The 24,445-nt window shown below is 66.0% G+C and carries 28 protein-coding genes; 16 read left to right on the top strand and 12 right to left on the bottom strand.

The window, feature by feature from the left end; all coding sequences use genetic code 11:
• Positions 1-51 precede the first annotated feature (51 nt).
• From LU699_RS10085 to LU699_RS10035, 11 genes are all read right to left on the bottom strand, one after another.
• Positions 52-777, bottom strand: coding sequence for a hypothetical protein (locus LU699_RS10085; protein ID WP_232138365.1), 726 nt, complete (start codon positions 775-777; stop codon positions 52-54).
• Positions 778-799: 22 nt separating this feature from the next.
• The gene (locus tag LU699_RS10080) at positions 800-1,288 is read right to left on the bottom strand and encodes a hypothetical protein (protein WP_232580150.1); all 489 of its coding nucleotides are present in this window, start codon (positions 1,286-1,288) and stop codon (positions 800-802) included.
• Positions 1,285-2,643: a FliI/YscN family ATPase gene (locus LU699_RS10075; protein WP_232138367.1), complete on the bottom strand. Its 1,359-nt coding sequence runs from the start codon at positions 2,641-2,643 to the stop codon at positions 1,285-1,287. Before LU699_RS10075 ends, LU699_RS10080 begins: the two co-directional genes overlap by 4 nt.
• Positions 2,640-3,311 carry a FliH/SctL family protein gene (locus LU699_RS10070; RefSeq protein WP_232138368.1) on the bottom strand — a complete coding sequence of 224 codons (672 nt, stop codon included), beginning with the start codon at positions 3,309-3,311 and terminating at the stop codon, positions 2,640-2,642. The genes LU699_RS10075 and LU699_RS10070 overlap by 4 nt, the downstream gene beginning before the upstream one ends.
• A 24-nt stretch (positions 3,312-3,335) precedes the next feature.
• The gene (locus LU699_RS10065; protein ID WP_232138370.1) at positions 3,336-3,959 is read right to left on the bottom strand and encodes a hypothetical protein; all 624 of its coding nucleotides are present in this window, start codon (positions 3,957-3,959) and stop codon (positions 3,336-3,338) included.
• Positions 3,960-3,962: 3 nt separating this feature from the next.
• The gene (locus LU699_RS10060; RefSeq protein ID WP_232138372.1) at positions 3,963-4,754 is read right to left on the bottom strand and encodes a hypothetical protein; all 792 of its coding nucleotides are present in this window, start codon (positions 4,752-4,754) and stop codon (positions 3,963-3,965) included.
• Positions 4,755-4,770: 16 nt separating this feature from the next.
• Positions 4,771-5,193: a hypothetical protein gene (locus LU699_RS10055; protein ID WP_232138374.1), complete on the bottom strand. Its 423-nt coding sequence runs from the start codon at positions 5,191-5,193 to the stop codon at positions 4,771-4,773.
• Between the two features lie 36 nt (positions 5,194-5,229).
• Entirely contained in the window at positions 5,230-5,553 is a 324-nt protein-coding gene (locus LU699_RS10050) for a hypothetical protein (protein ID WP_232138375.1), read from the bottom strand.
• A gap of 67 nt (positions 5,554-5,620) precedes the next feature.
• Positions 5,621-6,877 carry an FHA domain-containing protein gene (locus LU699_RS10045; protein WP_232138376.1) on the bottom strand — a complete coding sequence of 419 codons (1,257 nt, stop codon included), beginning with the start codon at positions 6,875-6,877 and terminating at the stop codon, positions 5,621-5,623.
• Positions 6,878-6,961: 84 nt separating this feature from the next.
• Positions 6,962-9,016, bottom strand: coding sequence for a type III secretion system export apparatus subunit SctV (gene sctV, locus LU699_RS10040; protein ID WP_232138377.1), 2,055 nt, complete (start codon positions 9,014-9,016; stop codon positions 6,962-6,964).
• 276 nt (positions 9,017-9,292) lie between these two features.
• Complete coding sequence (locus tag LU699_RS10035; protein ID WP_232138378.1) at positions 9,293-9,718, bottom strand: flagellar biosynthetic protein FliO; 426 nt, start codon at positions 9,716-9,718, stop codon at positions 9,293-9,295.
• A gap of 69 nt (positions 9,719-9,787) precedes the next feature.
• Here LU699_RS10035 and LU699_RS10030 point away from each other — a divergent pair, with 69 nt between their 5' ends.
• The 6 genes from LU699_RS10030 to sctT are packed head-to-tail and all read left to right on the top strand — an operon-like array spanning position 9,788 to position 14,610.
• Complete coding sequence (locus LU699_RS10030; RefSeq protein WP_232138379.1) at positions 9,788-10,897, top strand: sensor histidine kinase; 1,110 nt, start codon at positions 9,788-9,790, stop codon at positions 10,895-10,897.
• A gap of 3 nt (positions 10,898-10,900) precedes the next feature.
• Entirely contained in the window at positions 10,901-11,497 is a 597-nt protein-coding gene (locus LU699_RS10025; protein WP_232138380.1) for a response regulator transcription factor, read from the top strand.
• Positions 11,490-12,554, top strand: a complete 1,065-nt coding sequence (gene sctQ / locus LU699_RS10020; protein WP_232138381.1) for a type III secretion system cytoplasmic ring protein SctQ — start codon at positions 11,490-11,492, stop codon at positions 12,552-12,554. The genes LU699_RS10025 and sctQ overlap by 8 nt, the downstream gene beginning before the upstream one ends.
• A 3-nt stretch (positions 12,555-12,557) precedes the next feature.
• The gene (locus tag LU699_RS18330; protein ID WP_269781262.1) at positions 12,558-13,562 is read left to right on the top strand and encodes an EscR/YscR/HrcR family type III secretion system export apparatus protein; all 1,005 of its coding nucleotides are present in this window, start codon (positions 12,558-12,560) and stop codon (positions 13,560-13,562) included.
• Positions 13,559-13,825: a type III secretion system export apparatus subunit SctS gene (gene sctS, locus LU699_RS10005; protein WP_232117257.1), complete on the top strand. Its 267-nt coding sequence runs from the start codon at positions 13,559-13,561 to the stop codon at positions 13,823-13,825. The genes LU699_RS18330 and sctS overlap by 4 nt, the downstream gene beginning before the upstream one ends.
• The gene (gene sctT / locus LU699_RS10000) at positions 13,825-14,610 is read left to right on the top strand and encodes a type III secretion system export apparatus subunit SctT (protein ID WP_232138383.1); all 786 of its coding nucleotides are present in this window, start codon (positions 13,825-13,827) and stop codon (positions 14,608-14,610) included. The genes sctS and sctT overlap by 1 nt, the downstream gene beginning before the upstream one ends.
• Before the next feature lie 792 nt (positions 14,611-15,402).
• Here the strand turns inward: sctT and sctU are convergent.
• Complete coding sequence (gene sctU, locus LU699_RS09995; RefSeq protein ID WP_232138419.1) at positions 15,403-16,605, bottom strand: type III secretion system export apparatus subunit SctU; 1,203 nt, start codon at positions 16,603-16,605, stop codon at positions 15,403-15,405.
• A gap of 286 nt (positions 16,606-16,891) precedes the next feature.
• Between sctU and LU699_RS09990 the strand changes: the two genes are divergently transcribed.
• The 10 genes from LU699_RS09990 to LU699_RS09945 all read left to right on the top strand — a co-directional run bounded on the left by LU699_RS09990 (position 16,892) and on the right by LU699_RS09945 (position 24,441).
• Positions 16,892-17,206 carry a hypothetical protein gene (locus tag LU699_RS09990; RefSeq protein WP_232138418.1) on the top strand — a complete coding sequence of 105 codons (315 nt, stop codon included), beginning with the start codon at positions 16,892-16,894 and terminating at the stop codon, positions 17,204-17,206.
• 80 nt (positions 17,207-17,286) lie between these two features.
• On the top strand, positions 17,287-17,964 hold the full coding sequence (locus tag LU699_RS09985) for a hypothetical protein (protein WP_232138417.1): 678 nt from the start codon (positions 17,287-17,289) through the stop codon (positions 17,962-17,964).
• Positions 17,965-18,029: 65 nt separating this feature from the next.
• On the top strand, positions 18,030-18,965 hold the full coding sequence (locus LU699_RS09980; RefSeq protein ID WP_232138416.1) for a hypothetical protein: 936 nt from the start codon (positions 18,030-18,032) through the stop codon (positions 18,963-18,965).
• 43 nt (positions 18,966-19,008) lie between these two features.
• Positions 19,009-21,762, top strand: coding sequence for a glycerol-3-phosphate 1-O-acyltransferase PlsB (gene plsB / locus LU699_RS09975; RefSeq protein ID WP_232138415.1), 2,754 nt, complete (start codon positions 19,009-19,011; stop codon positions 21,760-21,762).
• A 130-nt stretch (positions 21,763-21,892) separates the two neighbouring features.
• Entirely contained in the window at positions 21,893-22,060 is a 168-nt protein-coding gene (locus LU699_RS09970) for a hypothetical protein (protein WP_232138414.1), read from the top strand.
• A 67-nt stretch (positions 22,061-22,127) separates the two neighbouring features.
• Complete coding sequence (locus tag LU699_RS09965; RefSeq protein WP_232138413.1) at positions 22,128-22,508, top strand: hypothetical protein; 381 nt, start codon at positions 22,128-22,130, stop codon at positions 22,506-22,508.
• A 57-nt stretch (positions 22,509-22,565) separates the two neighbouring features.
• Entirely contained in the window at positions 22,566-22,901 is a 336-nt protein-coding gene (locus LU699_RS09960; RefSeq protein WP_232138412.1) for a hypothetical protein, read from the top strand.
• A gap of 66 nt (positions 22,902-22,967) precedes the next feature.
• The gene (locus LU699_RS09955; protein ID WP_232138411.1) at positions 22,968-23,336 is read left to right on the top strand and encodes a VOC family protein; all 369 of its coding nucleotides are present in this window, start codon (positions 22,968-22,970) and stop codon (positions 23,334-23,336) included.
• A 56-nt stretch (positions 23,337-23,392) separates the two neighbouring features.
• Positions 23,393-24,016, top strand: coding sequence for a hypothetical protein (locus tag LU699_RS09950; RefSeq protein ID WP_232138410.1), 624 nt, complete (start codon positions 23,393-23,395; stop codon positions 24,014-24,016).
• 164 nt (positions 24,017-24,180) lie between these two features.
• Entirely contained in the window at positions 24,181-24,441 is a 261-nt protein-coding gene (locus LU699_RS09945; RefSeq protein WP_232138409.1) for a hypothetical protein, read from the top strand.
• Positions 24,442-24,445: the final 4 nt, after the last annotated feature.

The raw sequence follows: 24,445 nt of genomic DNA, 5'->3' as shown, positions 1-24,445 counted from the left end.
TCGGCCCACCGCGGATCCGCCTCGATTGGAGGCGGCGCAGAGGTCGATGCGTCAGCCGTGGTAGTGCGGATCGATCGTCAGCGTGCCGAGATTCTGCTCGGCGAAACGCTTGGCCAGCTGCGGGCCGGCCTCGCGGATCGCATCGAAGCTCTCGCGCGAGCGACTGTCTGCGCGCAGCACCCAGCCATCGGCGCTCTTGCTCAGCAACAGATCGGTGCCGGGCAACGTGGCGTCGGACATCCGCAACAGCACCTGTCCATCGCCGCCCGGATCGCGGGCATCGTGCACCGCCATCTGTCGCACGTGCTTTTCCATCATGTCGAACAGCTGGCCGGCGTTGGAGGCCGCAGCGGCCGGTGCAGCCGCAGGCGCGCCATCGCGCAACGCCATCTGCGCCTGCAGAATCGCTGCTGATTCCATGCCTGGGGTATGCAGGCTGCCGAAGCCGTTGTCGTGCTGCTGGCGGAACGTGCGCGCATCGACAACGTCCGTCAGCGACTGACGTGATTTGGTGGCTTCCTGCTGGCTGGCCAGCTCCGCCATCTCGCCTTCCTGCAATTCGCCCTCGCCCTGCAGCAGACCGCCGCTCGAGAGTTCGGATTCACCCTGCAGACCCTGCATGTCGCCGCGGGCCTGCTGCATCATCGAGCGGAACTGGTCGACACGCTCGCGCGGCGGCGTGTCCTTGGTGTCGGCCTTTGCTTCGCGGTCGACCTGCCGGTTACGCGCGGCCTGGTCCGGCGGTCTGGATGCGGAATCGTTGCGCTGCACGCTCATCGTCGTCTCCTCGTGTCCGTGCCTACTGCTGCCGCGCCGCCATGTAGCGCGCCTGCATCAAATCCTCGTTGGTCGCCTCTTCCTGCCGCTCGAACAGCCCGCGCTGTTCGCGTTTCCACAGATCGCGGCGCTTCTCCAGTGCGTCCTGACGGCCCTTGGTCCGGAAGAACGCATCGCGCGCCTCCTGCAATACGGTCTCGGCCTGTCGCACGGCCTCCTGTGCTTTCGACAAGCGCTGTTGCGCGCCGACGATCTGCTCGCCGAGCAGATCGATATGCGCCTCGCGCTGCGTCAGCGCGGCGGGCCAGGGCACGCCGGACGGCGGCGGATCGAGCAGACGCGCACGATGACCGCTGCGGTCGCGCTCAAGGCCGGTCAGTTCGCCCTGCACACGCGTGCAGGCTTCGATGCACTGCTGCAGCGCACGCTGCTTCTCCAGCACCACCAGACGCGCCGCTTCGGTGCGGTGTTCGCGCAGTTGCAACAGCGTCTGGAGCGGATAGCGTTTCATCCGAACAGCTTCCGCAGTGCGCCGGACGACGTGTCGAACGGCACGAGTTCATGTTCGGACTGCTGCAGCAGGTTGCGGATCGGCCCGATCTTCTCGATCGCGATGTCGGCCTCGGGATCGGTGCCGCGCTTGTACTCGCCGAGCTGCAGCAACAGCTCGATGTCCTGGTGCTTGGCCAGATACTTGCGCAGCTGGCCGGCCGCGCGCAGATGCGGCTTGTCGACCACGCGCGGCATCGTACGGCTGAGGCTGGTCAGCACGTCGATCGCCGGGTAGTGGTAGGCCGCGGCGAGCTTGCGCGACAGCACAATGTGGCCGTCGAGGATCGAGCGCACTTCTTCGACGATCGGATCGCCGCCGTCCTCGTCTTCGGCCAGCACGGTGTAGAACGCAGTGATCGAGCCCTTGTCGTTGTTGCCCGCGCGTTCGAACAGCTTCGGCATTTCGCTGAAGACCGACGGCGGAAAACCACGCCGCGCCGGCGGCTCGCCGATCGCCAGACCCACGTCGCGCAGCGCACGTGCGAAACGCGTGACCGAGTCGACCAGCAGCAGTACGCGCTTGCCCTGATCGCGAAAATGTTCGGCGATCGCGGTGCCCACCCACGCCGCGCGGCTGCGCTCGAGCGCGGGCCGATCGGAGGTGGCGACGACGACGACCGACTTCGCCAGCCCTTCGGCGCCGAGATTGTCGCTGATGAATTCGTTGACCTCGCGGCCACGCTCGCCGACCAGCACGATGACGTTGACGTCGGCATCGCCGCCGCGGGCCAACATGCCCAAGAGCGTGCTCTTGCCGCCGCCGGCGACGGCGAAGATGCCGATGCGCTGTCCCTCGCCCGCTGTCATCACCGCGTCGATCGCGCGCACGCCCGTCGAGAACGGACGGTCGATCAGCTTGCGCGACAACGGATTGGGCGACGCGGCATAGATCGGCGCGTCGACAGTTGCGCCCAGCGAACCCTTGCCGTCGATCGGCGCGCCGTGTGCATCGAGCACGCGGCCGAGCAGTCCTTCGCCAACCGGCACGGATGCCTGCTTGCCGGTTGCGTAGACCTCGGTCGTCGAGGCGATGCCGTCGAGCGGGCCGAGCGGCGTCAGCAGTGTGTGCTGCCGCGCAACACCGACCACTTCGGCCGCCAGTTCGAAATCGCTGTCGCCCGGATTGCGCAGATAGCAGAGTTCGCCGATCGCCGCGCGCAGCCCGGTCGCCTTGATTAGCGTGCCGTAGGCCTCACTGACGCGGCCTACGCGCTCGATCGCCTGCACCTGCCCGAGCGCATGTAGCAGCGGATCACTGGCAACCGCGCCGGCGCCCAGATCGTCGAGCAGGGACAGGGTGGGTCCGGGATTCATGTGCTCGCCACCGCGCTCGCCTGCGCCAGCGCCGTGCGGATCGCCTCGATCTGCTGGCTGACACCGGCGCGCACTTCACCGGCTTCCGAAACCACCACACAGCTCAGCGGATCCAGACTCTCGTCGTCGACCAGTTCGATCACGCCGACGCCCGGGTGCGCCTGGCGCACCGCGCCAAGCCCCTGCTCCACACCTTCGCGCGCATCGGGATGCACGCGGATCATCAGGAACTGTTCGGCCTGCGCGGATTCGACCGCGCGCATGACCAAGGCCGGCACGACCTTCGCCGCATCGAAATCCGGCGCGATACGGGCGACGATCGCGCAGGCGAGATCGCCGATACGGCCGACCGCGTCACCCAGCACGCGCGCGCGGCGCTCGTTGAGTGAAGCGAGTTGTTCGGTCATTTGTTGCTTCACGCGTTCCAGGCCTTCCGCGAATCCTTCCGCATAGCCCTGTTCGCGCGCCTTCTGCACCTCGGCCTGTGCGTCGTCGTAGAGCGCATTGACCCGTGCGAGCAGCGTGTCGAGTTCAGCCAGTGACTGCCATTCCGCAGCGCGCACGATTGGCGCCGACACGCCGCGACGGAATTCGCGGCGTTCGAACACCACGGCGGCGGTGGGCGCGCGTCGGGTGGGCGTAGCGGATGCGGCGTCTGGGGTCGGCATGCGGGCTCCGGAACAGGGAATGGATCAGGCGGCGACGGCGCGGTTCTGATGATGCGTGTGGACGACGAGCAGCGGCTTCTCCGGCAGATGCGCCGACGGAAGATCGACCGGCGGATAGACCAGCTGCGCCCAGTCGGCGAGCGCCGGTTCTCGTTGGCGCGCCCAGACCTGCAACTCCGCACGGCCCTGCAGTTCGAGCGCCTCGAACAGACGCGGACCGAAGGCATCACCGGCCGCGAGTGCCTCAGCGAGCGTCGATGCGAGCCGACCCTGCAACGGTGCATCGACCTTCGCGTCCCAGACGCTGCGGTCGAGTGCCAACAGATAACTGCTGCCCAGGATCGTCTTGATGCGCTTGACCGCATCGCGTCCGACCTCGGCGCGGATCGCTGGCGCGTAGGCCAGCACGCCGAGATCGCGATGCAGGCCGCTCAGTCGCGCACGATTCCAGCGCGCCACCAGAACGGAAAACCCTTCCGGCGACGGCGCCAGCAGATGTGCAGCCGGCCCGTCGGACAGCGCACTGGCAAGCAGCCGACGCCCGAGACGGCTGGACCGGGCGCGCTGCAACAACGCGTCATCCAGAGCGTCCTCGCCGGCGCCGTGCCAACGAGGATCGACCTCGGCGAGCAGCGCATCCAGCGACATGGATCAGCCCTGCCAACGTGCCGGCGGGGCCTTCTCCGCAGCCACAGGCTTGCGCGCCTTCAGTCGTCCGGCGAATGCGAACGCAACAGCCAGCAACGCGACCACCAGCGCAGCGATGACGATTGCCATCGGACTCACGGCCGACAACGCCATCGCGGTACCGGTCGACGACGTGGCCTCCGGCGGCGCCGGCATCGAGACGAACTTCACCGAGACCTGGTTGATGTCGGTCAGGCCTTCGACGCCATCCTTGACCACGATCTTGATGTCGGCCTCGCGGTCGCGGACGTTCGCGCCGGGCTGCTCGAAAATCCACACCGCGGCCGAGGTCTTGCCGTTCGAGCCGCCGAGCGGATCACGCTCGGGCAAAGCCAGATGCACGCGCGCCTGCGCGACACCCGGCAGCATCGTCAGCGTCTGGGTGATCTCCTGCTGCAACGCGTGCAGATAACGGCCGCGCTCGTCAGTGGCCGACGAGGCGAAGCCCTCCTTCTTGAAAATGTCGCCGAGGTTCTGATAGTTCTGCCGCGGCAGACCGCGCGAGCCGAGCACGGCCATCGCCTGCGGAATGTCCCCCTCGGAGACGAACACGTCCCAGCCCACCTTGGTGGCGGACGGCTTCTTCTGCGCCTGGATGCCCGAGCCGATGAGCGCGCCCATCATCTCGTTGGCCTGACGCTCGTCGACTGCACTGTAGAGCGCGGTACCGCCGCAACCGGCAAGCAGCAGGCAGGCGAGCAGCATGCCCATCCACGCGGACCATCGTTTGGATACGCAGAGTTGTGAAACGCGCATGCCGGTCACCTCTCGATCAGGACTGCTGGCGGAACAGCTGCTGGATGCCGTCGGACGTCCGGTTCGCAACGTTCGAAGTCATTTCGCACTGGAACAGGAAGTGGTGCGATTTCATCGTCATCTCGATGACCTGACCCGGCGTGAGCTCGCCGGAGTTCTGGGTCATCGTTTTGGCGAGGTCCTGGATGCTCGATGCACCGCCGTTGAGGTTGTCCATCGCCGACATCACCATGCGCATGCCTTCGGAAGGCTCCGATGCACCGGTGCTGGCGACGCCCTGCGGCGCGTTGGCCGCAGCGGCGGAACTCGTGCCTGCGCGATCCATCGCCTGTGAGAACTGTCCGACCTCGTACGCGGCGGCGACAGGCGAGTTTGCGCCGGCACCCGATGCCCCCTGTGCCGCGGCTTCGAGCCCAACGGCCTGGATCGCGTCGACCATGATCTTCTCCTTGCTGCTGTTGTCTGCGGGAGTCGCTTACTGCTTACGGCCCAGCGTCTCGAGTGCCTGGCCGACGCTGTTCTGCGAGGTCGAGGCGTTATTGGACAGGAACTGCATGCGCAGGCTCTCGGCTGTCAGCTGGACCACGTTCGACGGCTGGTCGCCGCCCTGGCCGATGACATCTGAGAGATTGGTGATCTTGGTCGCCTGCTGGTCGAGGGTCTGGCCCCACGCGCGGGACATGGCTTCGTACCAGCTCGACGAGCTCGCACTGCCGCCGCCCTTGCGAACGCCGTTGTCACCCTGCATCGAAGCGCGGCCGATGAAGCTGCCGATCTGGTCATTGGAAATCGTGGTCATGGAAGTACTCCTTGAGACGGTCTGAAAGTGGATACAGCGTTGGATTCGATTCGAACTGCGTACGACTTCAGTGATTCGCCGATGCGGGCGCACGTCCCGGATCGACCACCGGCACCTGTGCGATCCGGTTGCCGTTGTTGACGTTGGCGACCACCGAGGCGAAACGGGGATCGCTGCTTTCCGCACCCTCGGTGCCTGCATTCGCGGTCGCCGTTTCAGCGGCTTCTTCAGGCGTCGGCGCGGGACCCGGAATGACCTTGGTCAGCTCGCCATCCGCGCCGAGCACGTGGGCGAATTCGCCGATCGAGATCAGCTTGCCCTTGCCGGGAATCATCTCGCCGGTGACGAAGCGCTGGCCGTCGGACGACAGCAGATGCGGATTCTCACCGCGCACGATCTGCACGATGTGCGCTTCCGGCGGCGCCTGCGGCTGTTCGGTCTCGCCCTGCGACAGCAGACCGGTCGGCGTGCGCGGCAGGATGCGCTGTACGCCCGGGATGTCGGCGATCGCACGCGACTGCGCAAGACGTTCGATCTCCGCGCCGTCCTTGAAGTCGCCGACCACCTCGACATCGCCGTTGCCGACATACCGCGCCTGCACCGGAATCGACTGGCCGCGGAACATCTCGGCGACATCGCCGGCGATGTGTTCGCCGGTGCGAATCTGCAAGGTCGCGTCGATGTTCTCGGCGCGCACCTGGTTGCGCAGACGCTCCAGCGTGGCGCTGTCGTCGACGGCGCCGGTCACCGTCGCGCCACCCTTGGCGCCATCGGTAATCTGCACATTGGCGACGCGATGCTCCTGCAGCAGCGTCGTCAGCCGCTCGCGCTGGTCAGGCCCTTGATCCGGTGCCGGCAATACGGCGGCGAAGATCGCCAGCGACGCGAGCGACAGCGCAGCAATACCGCCGATCCACGGCAGCTTGCGCACGAATCCACTACGCGGCGCCTGCTCTTCATCGTTCGGCGCGAACACGGTGACGAATTCGTCCCATGCCGGATCGTTCTCGCGGCCGAATGCGATCACGGCGTCGCCGATGCGCACCTGCTGCACCGCAGACAGTTCGACCGGATCGCCGGGATGGATATCCTGCGCGCCGACCTTCACCGGCGCATCGAGCGCACGGACGAGGAAGCGGCCGCCGACGAGACTGATCAGCGCGTGATGCGCGGCGACAGCGTCGTCGGCCAGCACGATGTCGCAGTCCTCGCCACTACCGACGAGGATCATCTCTTCGTCTGCGAGCACACGACTGGCGCCTGCATGCAGGCCATCGACGATGCGCAGCACGTTGTTCGACTGGTGTTCGGTATGTTCGGTCATGTCAGTCCTCTCATCGCCTGCACGGCATCTACCACCGGAACTCCGGCGAAGACGACGCGCACGCCCCGTAATGATGCGACTTGGTCATGCATTGATCTGGCCCGCCTGCACGATGCGCAGGTCCGGTGCGAGTTCCTGGTACGACAGCACAGGCAGATCGAAGAAATCGACCTCCATGAGCTTGCGCAGATGCCGGCGCACATCCAATGAGCACAGCAGCACCGGCTTGACGCCTGTCGCCTGACGGCCCAGGTGCGCACGCACCTCGTTGCCGAGACGACCAGCCAGTTCCGGCGAGATCGCAAGCTGGCTGGCACCGCCCGCCACGCGGACCGATTGCCGCAACTTGTCCTCGAGTTCCGGATGGATCAACAGTACGTGCAGCGTACGCTCGTCGTCTGAATAGCGATCCGCGATCTCGCGCTTGAGCGCGACACGCACGTACTCGGTCAACAACACCACGTCTTTTTCGCGACCGCCGACATCGGTGATGGCTTCGAACGCATCGCGCAGGTTGCGCACCGGCACGCCTTCCTCCGACAGGCGACGCAGCACATCGGCCACGCGCTGCGGTGCAACGACGCGCAGCATTTCCTTGACCAGATCCGGATAGTCGCGCTGCATCTTCGCGAACAGGTTCGAGGTTTCCTGGATGCCGAGGAAGCCACCCATGCGCCGGCGGATCGCCGCGGTCATGTGCGCGCCCAGCACCTCGAGCGGCGGCTGCGTGCCTTCACCGCTCTGCACCCACTCGCCCGCGATCACGGCGGGATAGAAGCCCGGCAGCTTGGTCGCATTCGCCGCGGTGGCGGGCTGCGGCTGCAGCACTGCGTCACTACGCAGACGTCCCGTCGCAATGCGGGCACCGAACGCGGTCAGCCGGTATTCGTCTTCACCGAAGGTCGAGACGATGCGCAACGACGGCACCGGCACCGGCACGCCGTATTCCTCGCGCAGGCGCTGGGCGATATCGACCGCGCGCGCTTCGAGATTGTGCGCCCCCATCGACTGCGCCAGCAGCGGCGAGACCTGCAGCTGCAACGGTGCGGGCGGCGCCAGATCGTCGTGATCGACGGAGGCGTGCACGTCGGCCAGCACTTCCTCGTCGGTCACGCGGAACAGGCGACGCAGCAGTTCGAACTGATAGCGATAGTGATAGGCGCTGAAGGTCAGCAGGCCCACGCCGAGGAACAGGAACACCGCCCACGGAAAGCCCGGCACCAGGGTCATCAGCAGGGCGAGGATGCCGGTGATCAGCACCACGCGCGGCTGGTTCGACACCTGCCGGGTGATCGCATCACCCAGATGGCGGTCGTCGATCTCGCCGGTGGTGCGCGTGACCACGAGACCCGCGGCGATCGTCGCCAGGATGGCCGGGATCTGCGACACCAGGCCGTCGCCGATTGTCAGGATGCTGTAGACGTGCGTCGCTTCGGCCAGCGGCATGCCGCGCTGGAGCACGCCGATTGCCAGACCGCCGAGCAGGTTGATCAGGATGATGACGATGCCCGCGATGGCATCGCCCTTGACGAACTTCATTGCGCCGTCGAGCGAGCCGTGCAGTTGGCTTTCGGTTTCCAGCAGGCGGCGCTTGCGACGCGCTTCGTCCTTGTCGATCAGGCCGGCGCGCAGGTCCGAGTCGATCGACAGCTGCTTGCCGGGCATCGCATCCAGCGTGAAGCGGGCGGCAACTTCGGCCACGCGCTCGGCGCCCTTGGCGATGACGATGAACTGGACGACAGTGATGATCAGGAACACCACCATGCCGACGACCAGATTGCCGCCCGCGACCAGCGTGCCGAAGGTCTCGACGATGTGGCCGCCTTCGGCGTGCAGGAGAATCGAGCGGGTGATCGCGATCGAGATCGCCAGCCGGAACAGCGTGGTCAGCAGCAGCACGCTGGGGAAGCTGGAGAAGGCGACCGGCGTCGGGATATAGATGCCCAGCAGCAGTAGGCCGAAGCCGATCGAGATGTTCACCGCCACCAGGGTGTCGATGATCACCAGCGGCAGCGGCAGGATCATCACGCTGATGATTGTGACCGCGGCGACGGCCAGGATAATGTCGCTGTAGCCGAACTTGGCCCGCGGGGCGGCGCCTGCCGGCGCGCCGGTCAGCGTGGCGAAGAAGCCCTTCATGGGACCACCGCCATGGACACACGGAATGGACTCACGGCATCACCGGTACGCGTACGAACGCGCAAGCCGGAAACGGCGGTTCCACACACCCTGGTATCCATTCGCCGCATAAGCCCCTGCCCTCGTGCGTCACATTGTGCCCCTGTACGATAGCTGCTCTATGTTATGTACAGGTCAATTCGATGTTGCAAGGAGGTTCCAGTCAAAGTGTCGAATCGGTGTGAAAACGGTTCCGTTTTGGCTGTCGCGAGAGAAAAACCCAAGCGTCACAGGGACTTAACGATCCCCGTCGATATTGGACAGTGAATGCGAAGTGGCCAGGGAGGCCGCTGGCACCGGGGCTTCCAGATCTTCGGAATCAAGATCTGTAATGAACGTCACAGATTGCGCCCCCACGCCAATCGCGAAGACCCGGCCGGCGCGAGACTTGACCAGCACCACGCGCTCCCGGGGTCCCACAGGCAGGATCTGCAGGACAGTCAACGGGGCATCGCTGCCCGACAATCCGTACCGCCGTCGTACCAGCCGGAGCAGGAACAGCAGGCCCACGATGATCAGAACGAGTGGAATCACGATGGCGAGCAACTCCCCGACGAACGAGTCACTCGGCGTGCGGGCGGGCGTTGCGGCCGCGTGCGCGGACGTGGCCACAAGCATGACGGGGACGATGAGGGCGGAGCGGAATCGGGCGACGCGGATCATGGGTTCTCGCGGAAGGGACACCCTGCTGGTGCGCCGTCACGTTATCAGTCAAACGATGTCGCGCATCGCATGACGCCGCCGACCGGAACCCGGCGCGCGAGCAAGGCGCGCGCCGTCGACACGGGCGTCGACGATGGCGCGAACGCGCTGACCGAAGTCCTCGAAGCGGTGCCTTTCGCCTGCGCCGCGTTCGACCGCGGCACTGGTGTGCGAGTGGCTGCCAACTGCCGCTTCGAAGGCGATCTCGGCACCCTGCCCGGCCACGCCCAGCGCGACGCGTTGCTGGCGACGCTGTATGGCGAAGTCACCGGAGAGGCCCGCGGCGAAGAAGTCCGCGCGCCCGGCAGCGGGCGCTGGTATGCGCTGCACTGGCGCGATCTCGACTGCGGCGGACGCGCGCTTTCATTGCTGACCGCGGTCGACATCAGCGAACGCATCGAGACCCTGGATTCGCACAAGACACAGCAGGAAAAACTGCTGTTCACCTCGCGGATGATGTCGGTCGGCGAAATGGCCGCCACGCTCGCGCACGAGCTCAACCAGCCGCTCGCGGCGATCGTGAACTACCTCAACGGCAGCCTGCGCCTGGTCGACCAGGCCGGTGGGCCGGTGCAGGTCGAACGTGCCCTGCAGGCCGCGCGCACCCAGGCCGAACACGCCAGTGCGGTGATCGCGCGCGTGCGCGAGTTCGTCCGCGCCCGCGAGCCACGGCGCGACGCCCAGGACCTGCCGCTGATCGTCGACACGGTGCTCGAACTGCTGCGCCTGGAGGCCGAACGCCTGCAGCTGCGTGTCGAACTGGCGTTGGCGCCGCAACTGCCGCAGGTCTACGCCGACCGGGTGATGGTCGAGCAGGTGCTGCTCAATCTGGTCAAGAACGCGATCGAGGCGATGCGCGAGGTGCCTGCCGCGCAGCGCGGCCTGCGCATCGAGGCCCGGGTGAACCTGGACGGCGACGTCGAGGTGCGCGTCTGCGACCGCGGCCCCGGCCTGAGCCAGGCCGAGAGCGAACAGCTGTTCTCGCCGTTCTACACCACCAAGTCGGACGGACTGGGCATCGGCCTGGCGATCTGCCGTTCGATCATCGAATACCACGAAGGCCGGCTGTTCTTCGAGGCCAGGGATGGCGGCGGTAGCGTGTTCGGGTTCACGCTACCGACCCCGGACAGGAGGATCTGACGCGTGACCGGCATCTGTGTCTATCTCGTCGACGACAACGACGGCTTCCGCGATTCCACCGCCTGGCTGCTCGAGACTGCGGGGTTCGAGGTGCGCGCATTCGCATCCGGCGCGGCGTTCCTCACCGTGTTCGACAGCACGCGCCACGGCGACGGCGAGTGTCTGGTCTCCGACATTCGCATGCCCGAGATGAGCGGCCTGCAGCTGCAGGACGAACTGCTGCGCCGTGGCTCCACATTGCCGCTGGTGTTCGTGACTGCGCACGGCGACGTGCCGCTGGCGGTCGAGGCGATGCGCAAGGGCGCATCGAACTTCCTCGAGAAACCTTTCAGCGACGATGCCATCGTCGACTCGATCCGCAACGCGCTCAGCCGCGAACGCGCGCAGGCGGGCTCGCCGCAGGGCGCCGCGCTCGCGAAGCTGAGTCCGCGCGAGCGGCAGGTGCTGGATCTCGTCGTCGCCAGCAAACCGAACAAGATCATTGCCGACATCCTCGGCATCAGTATCAAAACCGTCGAACTGCATCGGGCCAACATGATGAGCAAACTCGGAGTGCGATCCCTCCCCGAACTGATGAAGGTGGCGCTGGGCCATGGCTGACGCGAACGCTGTTTCTCTTTCGCACGCGTCCTCGCACGCGCCGTTGCGAGAGCGCTTGCCGCGGCTCTCGCCGACGCAGGCCGATGTGCTGCGCGGTCTGCATGCACGTGCCCGGCAATGGACCACGCCGACCGGCATCCTGCGGCTGCGCAGCGGTCGATCGCCCGCGGTCGCGACCCTCGATGGCGGCGTGTTCGAACTCGACGCTGACGGCACCCGGCTCGCGCTGCAACTCGCGTCGTCGCCGCGCGTCGACGACGACGGCCTGCACTGGCAGGACCGGCGCGGCCGCGCGCGCGTGCTGGCCTGGAGCCTGATGCACGAGACGACGCTGGTGCAGATCAGCGAAGCGCTCGGCACCTCGCTGCTGCCCCTGCCCGATGCTCCGCTCGCCGCGCCTGCGAGCGACGCGATCTGGCTGGAGCTCGATTTCACGCCTGCCGATGGCGGCGCCACGGTCAGTGGCGCGCTGCGTGCACCTGCCGCATGGCTGCAGGCCCTGCTCGCACGCACGGATGCCGACCCGCGCCCGCCGATCGATCCGGGGCACTGGCGCCAGTTGCCGACGGTCGCGACGATCGCGATCCCGGCGCCGCCGCTCACACGCGCCGACGTGCAAAGCCTGCGGCCCGGTGACGTGATCGTCGTCGGACACGTCAAGATGCCGCCACTCCACGCCAATGCCGTCGGTCTGCGCTGGCCGGTCCGATCCGGACCGGATGGATGGCGCATCGACGGTCCGCCCACTCAACGCCCCCGCCACCAGGAGACGCCCCGCATGAGCGAGACCGACGCAGCCGAAACACCGCAGACCGAAGACACCCCCGCCGTCGAGGATCCGTCCGGCCGCCTGCCGGTCGAGGTCGAGTTCGAAGTGGGCAAGGTCGAACTGCGCCTGTCGGACATCGCCGGCCTGCAACCGGGCTACGTGTTCGCGCTGCCTGCGCACCTCGAAGGCGCCAACGTCACCATCCGCGCCAACGGCCGCGTCGCCGGACAGGGCGAACTGGTCGCGGTTGGCGATACGCTGGGCGTCCGCCTGCTGTCCTGGAGCTGATGCATGGATTTCAGCACGTTCTCGCCCGCCCTCGTCCTGGTGACGGTGGTCAGCCTTGCGCTGGCCCCGTTTGTGGCGGTCATGGTCACCTCGTTCACCAAGATCGTCGTGGTGCTGAGTCTGTTGCGCAACGCGCTCGGCCTGCAGCAGGTGCCGCCGAACGTGGTCATCAACGGCCTGGCGATCGTGCTGTCGATCTATGTGATGTATCCGGTGATCCTGGACGTCAACGAAGCGGTGCAGGCGCGCCTGGAAGGGCGTCCGCCACCGGCCTCGGTGATGCGCCAGATCGAAGCCCGCGCCGAGCAGCAGGCGATTCGCGAAGGGCGTCCGATCAACGTGCGTCCTGCGTCGACGCCGGCCCCCGCCGAAGCTGACGCGCCTGCGCCGACCAGCCCGGCTGCGGCCGACGCGCTCGCCGCGGAAGCGCAGGCGCAGGGCACGCCGGAAGGCGTCGATCCGATGTTCTCCACGGTGCGGGGCGGTTCGAGCAATGACCCGCGCGAAGAAGAAACCGCAGAGCAGCCGCGTGGCCTCGCCGAAGTGATCACCGGCGGCAGCACCGGCGCGGGCGGCGGCGCACCTGCCGCGGCAGGCGGCAGCTTCGACACCAACCGCATGCTGACGATGATCGATGCCGGCAAGGAACCGCTGCGCACGTTCCTGATCCAGCACTCCAGCGATTCCGAACGCGCGTTCTTCCTGCGCAGCGTGCAGCGCATGCTGCCCCCCGAGCGCCGCGGTGGCCTGACGCCCGACGACTTCATCGTCATCGTGCCGGCCTTCACCGTCAGCGAGCTTACCGCCGCGTTCCAGATCGGCTTCCTGATCTTCCTGCCGTTTTTGATCATCGATCTGGTGGTCGCCAACATCCTGCTCGCGCTCGGCATGATGATGCTGTCGCCGACGACGGTCTCGCTGCCGTTCAAGCTGCTGCTGTTCGTGCTGATCGACGGCTGGGCGAAGCTCGTGCACGGCCTCGTGCTCACCTATGGAGTGACCACATGAGTGACGTGCTGGAGTTCACCAAGGAAGCGCTGTGGCTGGTGCTGCTGCTGTCCGGCCCACCGGTCGCCGCGGCTGCGCTGATCGGCCTCGTCGTCGCGTTCCTGCAGGCGGCGACCCAGCTGCAGGAACAGACGTTTCCCTACGCGCTGAAATTCCTGGCCGTCGTGATCACCCTGTTCGTCACGGCCTCGCTGATGGGCGGCACGCTGTACGTGTTCGCCGACCGCATCTTCATCGATTTCCCCGGCCTCGTCCGACGCTGATGGACTTCGGCACGAACCCGATGCTGGCCCTTGCGCTGACGCTGCCGCGCATCGCCGGCGCCTTCATGATGCTGCCGCTGCTGACCACCGAAACGGTGCCGGCGATGGTGCGCAACAGCTTCATGGTGAGCCTGGCGATCGTCGCGATTCCGATCGCGCTCGCCGGCGCGCCGCTGATCGAAGCGGCCGGCACTTCGCACTGGTCATTGATCGTGCTCAAGGAAACCTTCATCGGCATCTCGATCGGGTTCTGCTACGGCATCGTCTTCTGGGCGATCAGTTCTGCCGGCGTGATCATCGACACCCAGGTCGGCATGTCGATGGCGCAGATCTTCGACCCGATCCAGGGCCACCAGACCTCGTTGCACGGCGAGTTCCTGTCGCAGTTCTCGACCTGGTTGTTCATGGCCAGCGGCGCGTTCCTCGTGTTCCTCGATCTGCTGATGACGAGTTACACGGTCTGGCCCGTGATGAGTTTCTTTCCCGATCTTCGAATGAGCGGGATGGCGTTGTTCGTCGGGCAATTCGGCTATCTGATGACCGCGATGCTGCTGATCGCCGCGCCCGCCATGGTGATCCTGCTCGTCATCGACCTGTCCTTCGGCCTGGTCAACCGCTACGCCCCGCAGCTCAACGTGTTCGCGCTGACGATGCCCATCAAGGCGTGGCTGGCGACGGCGATCATCCTGTTGATGATCGGGGTGTTCGTGGAAATCGTGATGACCCGCTTGGTCGACAACAGTGGGTTGATCGAGGCGCTCAAGCACGCGTTCAGTGCGACGTAGCGCTGCAGCGCTTCAGCGCGCTCCCGCATCGGGCGCCGGCTCCGACGTTTAGCTTTGGCCCTGGGCTTTGGCTCTGGGCTTTAGCTTCGCCTTGGCTTTGCTTCTGCTTCTGCTTCTGCTTCTGCTTCTGCTTCTGCTTCTGCTTTCAGCTTTTGACTTGAATCGAGCCGTAAAGCGAGCCGAGCACCGGAGGCTGGCGCGGCCGAAGAGCAGCCCGTGTCTGAGCGCAGCGAGTTTGGGCTGCGTGCCGCGTCAGGCGAGGAGCGGAGGGCACCGACGCGGCTTCATCGCGTCGGCTCGCGTCCGGCGAAGGGACCTTTTGGTTCCTTTTGGGTCCATCCAAAAGGGACTCGCACGCGTAGCGGGCGAAAGCCCTGCACTTGAGTGTGTCTTCGCTCGTCGCTTTGCGACGTTGATATTCGAAGCAAAGAATCAATCGCAGGAGCGAAGATCAAAAACAGGGCTTCCGCGCTGTCGCGCGGCTTACTTTTGTCTTGGCAAAAGTAAGCAAAACCGTCTTCGCCGGACGTGATCCGCCGCGATGGAGCCGCGCCGGTCCCCTGCGCTTCTCGGGCAACGGGGCACGCAGCCCAAACTCGCTGCGCTCAGACATGGGCTGCTCTTCGACCCCGTCGCCCTGCGATGCTCGGCTCGCTTTACGGCTCGATTGAAGTCAAAAGCACGAGCAGAAGCAGAGGCAAAAGCGAAGCAAGGCAAGGCAAAAGCGAGCGCGCTTGGCGCGCTCAAAATAACCAGCAAAAAGAAGCGGCGCCTCGGCGCCGCAACCCATCCCTATCGCATTGGATCCCGCGGATCCTCGAACCGCTCCACCACCGCCAGATCCTCCGCCAGCGGCGGCGGCAATGCCTCGGGTTCGCCGAGCCCGATCTCCTCGCGCATGTCCGGCGGCGGATTGAACTCCGGCGGCTCGGGGCGATGCTCGCCCATGCGTACGCCTTCGGCCCAGTACAGCACCTGCGCGACGGCTTCGAAGAAATCGTCGCTGATGTAGTCGTCGATCTCGACGCGCGCATTGAGGCCGCGGGCCAGCGGCACGTTCTCGAGGATCGGCACGCCCGCTTCCTCGGCGACGCGCTTGATCTCTTCGGCGACGTGGCCTTCGCCCTTGGCGACGACCAGCGGCAGATCGTCGCCCTGTTCGTACTGCAGTGCGACTGCAATGTGTGTGGGATTGGTCACGATGACATTCGATCCTCGGACGGCATTGAGCATGTTCTGTTGCGACCATTCCTGGTGCAACTGCTTGCGACGCTGCTTCACATAGGGGTCGCCTTCGTTTTCCTTGACCTCCTGCTTGATATCGCGGCGGCTCATGCGCAGCTTCTTCATGTAGGAGTACTTCTGGTACGAGGCGTCGACCGCGGACACGAAGAAGAAGACGAAGATCGTCCAGATGCCGATCCACTTGAGCGCGTGCCAGATGGCGCTGCCGATCGCCGCGGGCTGCGCGAACGGCAGCTGCAGCAGGCTCGGCAACATGCCCCACAACACGAAGCCGCCGATGGTGAGCAACGCGGCGCTCTTGAGAACGCTTTTGATGAGTTCGACGAGGTTGTCCATCGAGAACATCTTCTTGACGCCGCTGACCGGATTCATCTTCGACAGGTCCGGCGTCACCTTCTTCATCGACAGGACCGGGCCGACCTGCAGGAACTCGACGAGCAGCGCCAGCAGGACCGCGAGCAGCAGCAACGGCAGCGTCACCGCGAGGAAGGTCTGCGCCGCCAGCGGGATGATCGTGTGCAGCGCGACGTCGAACGGCTGGTTCATGACGTTCAGGCTCTGATCGAACAGCCCGCTGATCCGCCGGAACATGTAGCCCATCAGCATCCAGCCACCGGCCAGCCAGCCCATGATGAGCACAGTGCTGGTCAGCTCCCGGCTCTTGGCGACGTTGGCGTCCTTGCGCGCGTCCTTGAGCTTCTTGCTGGTCGGTTTTTCGGTTTTGTCGGCGCCCTCGTTCTCTTCGGCCATCCGCACTCCGATCGATCGAATGCACGCGGGTTCGCGCGGTTCGATCGGAGGCTAGCATGCACGGGTGACGCGTCCGTTCGAGCTGGAAACCGGGACGCGCGGGTGAAGACGACGTGGCCGCGAACGGCGCCGTCGAACCGGGATTCAGCCGCGAAGCCCAGCCCGGGCGGGTTCGCCGACACCCTAGGGACAGCCCGAGATAGCCGTTCCATGGCACCAGCGTTACAGTCCCGCCATCGCCGCAGAAGCGGTCCAGTCCCCCAAGGGTTTCCAGGCCTTCGTTCCGATGAGCAGCATTCCTTCCGACGTCAGCTTCAATGCCGCCAGCCTCGACAGGCTGGGTGGGCATGTCGCGTTTGACGATCTGCGCCAGCAGCCGGATTCCGGCCTCGCGCTGGCGGATGGTGGCTATGCCGATGCCCCGCGCGGCCCGCAGGCCGATCCGGGTGAGGATGTGCTCAACGTCGCAGCCTGGGATGGCGTCGCTGCCGGCAACCGTCAGCTGCCAGGCGATCTGGCGTTCGAAGCGCGCCTGTCCGCGATCGATCTGTCGCAGGCGGCCGATCAGGGCGCCGACGCGATTCTCGACGCACTCGTCTGAGTTCCCTGCGTAGGCGCGGACAGCGGCTGGGTTAAAGTCCGGGCGCCTCGACCTCCGTGCCTGACGCTGGTGCTCCGTCCATGAATGCCGTTCCCTCCGCGCAGTCGCTACGCGTCGCCGCCGATCGCATGGTGTCGGCGCTGGCGGCGCATGCCGATCCCGAGTACCGCCTGACCGTGCTCAAGCGGCTGGTGCGTCGGCTCGGCGAGGACCGCTATCCGGTGTTCCTGCGCCTGCTGGGCGTGGTGGCCGAGAGTGACGACACCCGCGCGCAGCGCCTGTTGGCCGACACGATCGGCACCGCGCTGCGGCGCATGGACCTGCCCGGCGGTGCGTTGAGTTCCTGGGGCGCGACCCGACTGCCGGACAGCGCCGCGCCGGTCTCGGCCAGCGATTTTTCCGGCCAGTTCTTCGGCGGCACCCCGCGCCGCATGCTCGGTCCGGTCGAGTACCTCACCGTCTGGCACCTGCAACGCACCCAGCGCACCACGCTGTCGGCCGAGACGTTCCACACCAGCCTGTCGCGGATGATCGCGCTGCTGAACCAGTCCGAAGACGCACGCACGCTGTATCCGCAGAAGCTGGCCGTCGACGCGCAGAACGAACTCGAAGGCGCCTACACCCGCGCGACCCGCGAGCGCCTGGCGGCGATCGCGACCGCTTGGAAGGCCGGCCGCAGCCCGGACGAGATCGCCCAGGCCGCGCTCGATGCCCGCGCCACCGACACGCCGCACGGCTGGGTGCTGCGCGACCTGTGACAGCGCTTGTCCGGTCATCGACCGGCTTGCAAGATGGGATGTCCGGCTTCACAGGAATCCATCGCATGTCCTTCCCCGCCCGCTCGCCCGACGCAAGCCGTCGACGACGCAACGTCCACGCCGTCACGCTGCTGCTGCCGTTGATGCTGTGGCTGGCGGCCTGCCAGCGCGACGAGACGGCTGAGCCCGCGCCGGCCGTCGGTGCGGCGACGCCGGTGGAAGCGGTGACCCTGCTCACGTCGCACCTGCGTGCAGGCGATCTGGCGGCATTCGCGCGGGACGCAGCCACGCCCGAGCTGCTGCCCGAACTCGACGCCGCCTGGCGCGCCGGCCGCACCCGCTGGCCGCTCGACGAGTTGCCGCTGTCCGCGCAGATGCCGTCGGTGCTCGCAGCGCTGAGCGCACCGCAAGCCGAACGCGTGCTGCTGCAGACCTTCAACCGGCAGTTCGCCGGGGCCGAGCGCGAGATGCGCTCGGCAGCGGCCGGGCTGGGCGGGTTCGCCATCCAGTACTTGGAACAGGGTGGCGACTTCAGCGAGGACGAACGCGCGCACTACACCCAGCTGATCGCCGCCGCCAGCGCGTGGGCCGGCGCCGCGCCCCTGGCCGACCGCGCGCGCGCGCAGGAGACCATTTCAGCGCTGGTGGCTGCCGCGCGGGCAGGTGGCATCGCCAGCGATGCCGCACTCGGCGCCGCGGGCATGCAGGCCGGGCTGACCGGGCTGTCGCCGCTGTTCACCGCCGGCAAGCTGCGGCTGGCCGCCTACGGACTGGATCTGGACCAGGCCTTCGACAGTGTGGCGGCCACGCTCGAGAGCCAGACCGGCGACGCCGCGCGCGTGCGCATGCGGTATCTGCTGGCCGACCGGCCGGTCGATGCGGTGATCGCCGTCGAACGCCATGACGGACGCTGGTACGTCAGCGACTTCCTGGCCCATGCCCGCGAGGCCGCGGTGTCGCCCGCGGCTGCCGCGCCCGCAGCTGCGCCGGCGGAACCCTGAGTGGTGATCCGCGGGTGCGGTCCGGACGGGCCGCTTGGGCATAATGCCGACGATGCCTGATCAACCGACCCTCGAGTTCCCGGACGGCGACAACGCCGGGCGCGCTGACAACCGCCCGGGCGACGCCGCGTCCCCGCCTGCACCGTCCGCGCCAGCGAGTGACGTGCCGTCTGTGGACGATGTCGCGGCGCCCGCACGCGCCGCAACGCCTGACGACGACGCATCGGCAGCAGCTCCCATCGCGCCGAATGCATTGCCGGTGCCGCTGGCCGCGCCGCGTCGCGCGGTGCGCCGTCCTTGGTGGGCCGGCCTGCTGGGCTGGCTGATGCGTCCGTGGATCGGCCTGAAGGTGGAGCCGCAGACGCCCGAGACGCTCGTCGACTATCGCCCGGTCTGCTACGTGCTCGAAGACTATGGCCTGTCGAATGCGCTGATCCTCGAGCGCGCGTGTCGCGAGGCCGGTCTGCCGTCACCGCTGCAGCCGTTGCCCGGCGATCCGCTCGGCCGCAAGCGCGCGTACGTCGCGTTGTCGCGGCGCAATGCCGGCGGCGCCCTGGCGATGGCCACCGGCCAGCCGCAATCCAAGGCGACGCATTCCGAATCCCTGGCGCGGCTGCTCGAAGCGCATCGCCGCGACCCGGCGCTCGACGTGCAGGTGGTGCCGGTCTCGATCTTCGTCGGCCGCTCACCGGACAAGAACAACGGCTGGTTCGCGGTGCTGTTCTCCGAGAACTGGACCATCGTCGGCCGATTCCGGCGCCTGCTGGCGATCCTGCTCAACGGCCGCGACACCCTGGTGCGCTTCGCCGAGCCGGTGAATGTACGTCCGTTGCTCGCTGAAGGTCTCGACGCCGAGCGCACGGTGCGCAAGCTCTCGCGCGTACTCCGCACCCATTTCAATCGCGTGCGCGAAGCGATCATCGGCCCCGATCTTTCGACCCGCCGCCTGCTGGTCGACAAGGTGCTGGCGTCGCCTGCGGTCAAGGACGCGATCGCCGACCAGGCGCGCCGCGACAACAGCAAGCCCGAGGACGCGTGGAAGAAGGCGCACGCCTACGCCTACGAGATCGCCGCCGACTATTCGCATCCGGTGGTGCGTTCGGCGAGCTATCTGCTGACCACGGTGTGGAACCGCATCTTCCGCGGCGTGCTGGTGCACCACATCGACACGCTGAAGGCCGCCGCGCCCGGACACGAAATCGTCTACGTGCCCAGCCACCGCAGCCACATGGATTACCTGTTGTTGAGCTATCTGCTCTACAACCGCGGCATCGTGCCGCCGCACATCGTCGCCGGTATCAACCTCAACCTGCCGGTCATCGGCACGATCCTGCGCAAGGGCGGTGCGTTCTTCATCCGCCGATCGATCCGCGGCAACGCGCTGTACTCGACCGTACTGGCCGAGTACGTCGCCCAGCTCGTCGCCGGCGGGTATTCGATCGAATACTTCGTCGAAGGCGGTCGCTCGCGCACCGGACGTCTGCTCTCGCCCAAGGGCGGCATGGTGTCGATGACGCTGCGCGCGTTCCTGCGCCAGCCCAGCCGCCCCGTGCTGTTCCAGCCGATCTACGTCGGCTACGAAAAGCTGATGGAAGGCAACAGCTACCTCGACGAGCTGTCGGGCAAGAGCAAGAAGAAGGAATCGATCTGGCAGCTGCTGTGGAGCATTCCGCAGGTGCTGCGCTCCAACTACGGCCAGGTGGTGGTGAACTTCGGCGAGCCGATCGCGCTGGCTGACGTGCTCGCCGAACACGCGACCGGCTGGGACGGCAACGCCGTCGCCGACAGCGAACGTCCCGAGTGGTTGTCGCGCACGGTCGACGTCATCGCGCAGAAGATCAACGTCAACATCAACCGCGCCGCCGACGTCAATCCGATCAACTTGCTGGCGCTCGCGCTGCTGTCGACGCCGAAGCACGCGATGGGCGAGGCCGACCTGCTCGCGCAGATCACGCTGTCCAAGCAGCTGCTGGTCGACGTGCCGTATTCGGACCGCGTCACTGTCACCCCGCACACGCCGCAGGAAATCGTCGCGCACGGCGAAGAGATCAACGTCCTCGAACGCGTCGCGCATCCCTTGGGCGACGTGTTCCGCGTCGACGACGAGAAGTCGGTGCTGCTGACCTACTTCCGCAACAACGTGCTGCACCTGTTCACCGCCTCGGCGTGGATCGCGTGCTGCTTCCTGCACAACCGGCGCATGAGCCGGCACACGCTGCTGCGCCTGGGCCGGACGATGTATCCGTTCCTGCAGGCCGAGCTGTACCTGCCGTGGGACGAGGACACCTTCGCCGAGCGCATCGCACTGACGCTGGAAACCTTCGAGCGCGAAGCGCTTCTCGAGCGCGTCAGCGACGAGGACGACGGCATCTACGCTCGCAACGCCGGCCAGACCGACGAGGTCTTCCGCCTGCGCGCACTGAGCCATCCGTTGCAGCAGGCGTTCGAGCGTTACTACATCGCGATTTCGGTGCTCGCCAAGAACGGCCCCGGCACGCTCGGCGCCGGCGAACTCGAAAGCCTGTGCCAGCTCGCCGCCCAGCGCCTGTCGCTGCTCTACGCCCCGGCCGCGCCCGAGTTCTTCGACAAGTCCCTGTTCCGCGGCTTCATCCAGAAACTCCGCGAACTCGGCCTTGTCAAACTCGACGGCAACAGCAAACTCGTCTTCGACGACCGCCTCGCGAACTGGGCCAAGGACGCCAAGGTCATCCTCGGCCGCGAACTGCGGCACTCGATCGAGAAAGTGAGTCCGGAGGCGGTGAAGCCTGCGGAGCCGACGGTCGTCGTCGCCGAGTGATGTGGCCGCTTCGTCAGCGCGGCCGGGCCGACGGCGCGACCGATGTTCCGTAACCTCATTCCAGCGGCCGGGCTGGCGGGTCATCCTGTTCTTCGCGATGTGCCGGGTCGTCGTTGCGGACGCAGGCTGTATGACCGGCAATATCGTCGAGATCGTCGGCATGTCCTGGGCAATGCTGACGCAGGCAATGATCTTTGCCTCCCGTGCGGCCAGCTTCATCGCTGCCCGTGATGCACATCAGGGGCCGATGCGCTTCACAATCACGCTGCCCGTCAGTCGCAAGGGCCAAGCAAGCTGAAACCGGTCAAGTACAGTCGAATCCCGGTTCGATCTGATCCGGGGGACTGGCATTCGAGGCGCACGTCGTGAACTGGAAACGCATCGCCACATATGCAGCGTTGTTGTTTGTCGCCCAGTTCCTGCTCGGGCTCTGCGAGGGGTACTACCTGCCAGCCGATTGGAACACCGCTCTGGCCAGCAGTCTTGCCTCCCTGGTTGTGTGCAGCAGAATTTTTGCCCACCTGTCCGCGAAGCAGACATCCAGGCCTTTTGTCCACGCCTGGGCCGCGCTGATGCTTCAGGTGGTTGCCGCCGTCGTGGTGTCGCAGGTGTTTCGCGTCATCCTCGAGCCTGTCGAGCACCCCTTCGCTGTGTTGGAGTGGCTGGTCCTCATTTGCGCATTGCTGATCGGCACTGCAGCAGGCACCCTCTTCGGACGCAGTGCCGGTACGCAGGACGATCTCTGACTGGGCGTCTCCGACCCACTTCGCACGCTCGGCCCGAAGGTGCATCGAACAGACCACATGTCACGCCCGATCTCCCATCAAGAAGCGAGACTCGTCGCGCGCGTTCTGGCCGTCGGCGCCAAAGTGCCGCCCGGCCCCGCGCTGATCGCGTCCATTCCTGCGCTGCGCGTGACCGCTACCTGCAGATGTGGCTGCGCCACCATCTGGTTTGGTCCGGATGGTGACGCCACCGCCGGCCACTTGCTTGCCGAGGCGCTTGCCTCCATCGGTGGCGCCTCCGTTGCCGTGATCGTCTGGTCACAAGGCGATGCGATTGCGGGCCTGGAAATCATCGGCTACGAAGCGTCCGGACTTCCCGATCCGCTCTCGGTCACCTGCTACGGTGATCCCTGAAACCCGCGCGAACCGACGCCGACCCATGGCTGGATCAACTCGATCGCAATCCCGGAAGCGAACCCCATGAAACTGGACACGATTGAGATCAAGGCGTTTGTGCCGGCGCGCGAACTCGCCGAGTCCATGGCGTTCTACGAGGCCCTAGGCTTCGAGGTGACATTGGAGTCGGACGACCTCGCGTACGTCCGTTTCGGCGCGACATCATTCCTGCTGTCGCAGTTCTACAACCCGGAACATGCGAACAACTTCGTCATGCACATGCTCGTCTCGAATGCAGACGACTGGCACCGCAATGTCGAGGCGTCAGGCGTGGTCACGAAGTTCTCGGTTCGTCTCAGCCCGCCAGATGATCGGCCTTGGGGAATCCGGGACTTCACACTGATCGATCCAACCGGCGTGCTCTGGCGTATCGGACATGTCATTTCCGGCTGAGGGTCAAAACTCCGGCCACCCCACATGCTTCGGAATTCTCCGACGCTGTTGAAGCGATGGCCGAAGAGCGCGTCAAACCCTCTCTCCTGTATCAGCCGCAAAATTCCGTTGGGACGACTCGATCAGAGGTCACACACAACATGATTGTGTTTCGCAATTTTTTGATCCTGCTACTCGCATGCGCCCCGGCTGCCAATGCTGTGGCATGCGCAGATCCGCCCAAGGCGGTCTTCCGGGAGATCGTGGCGACCGCGCCGACGGTCTTCGTGTTCCAGCTGACAAGTGCATTCGAAGTCCAGAAGCCTTTGGGAAGAACCACCCACTCCCATCACGCAGTCGGCCATATCAGGGTGATCGAGTCTCTCAAGGGCAATGCGGAATCTTTCAAGATGATTACGTATGGATTTCGCAGTTGCGGCTCTACCCGTATGAGCGTTGGCCAGATCTACCTGGCAGCGACGTCGCAGAAGGGGCCGCTTCTCGGGCTGTGGGGGATGGACCAGGCGATTCTGGATCTCTCACTCGATTTCTACGATGAGAAAAGCAAGCGTTCTCCTGCGGTCGACACCGTCAAAAGCATCATCAGCGGCAGTCCCGTGCCAGTCGATTTTCCGCGTGAAGCATTGCTCCGCCCATTGGATGTCTATCCGGCCCCAGAGCTTCCAGGCATGCGGAACTGAGCGCGCAATCCATATGTTTCGAGGAAGGAACTGTTGCGCCTTAAGCATTCGTGCGACGCAACTGGAAGCTCGTTTCAGGGCGCGTGGGTAGCGGACGTTCCGAATTGTCTTATCCAATCGGTCCAACAATGACGCGCAGATCGAGATTTACTGTTGGATTTCTGATGACAGGCATCGTTGCTGCCCTTGCCAATGCGATTCCATATCTGGTGACGCGGGGCGCGTACCAGCACGATGGCCAGGAAGTCGCGGGCGTTCCGTTCGCGTTTCGCAGGGTAGGCGGTGACTGCTGGCGCGCCGCTTGCGACACCTACGCGTTTCACATGGGCTACTTCGTGGCGGATCTTGCACTCGCAGTAGCGTTCGCGCTGTTGATGGGTGCACTCGCGACGCGGGCGGGACGTACGCGGCGGCGCGCGCTCTAGACTG

Source organism: Luteimonas fraxinea, from assembly GCF_021233355.1.
In the GTDB taxonomy this organism is placed as follows: domain Bacteria; phylum Pseudomonadota; class Gammaproteobacteria; order Xanthomonadales; family Xanthomonadaceae; genus Luteimonas; species Luteimonas fraxinea.
Note: the sequence above shows the minus strand (reverse complement) of the source record. Positions and strands in the feature narration are given on the sequence as shown.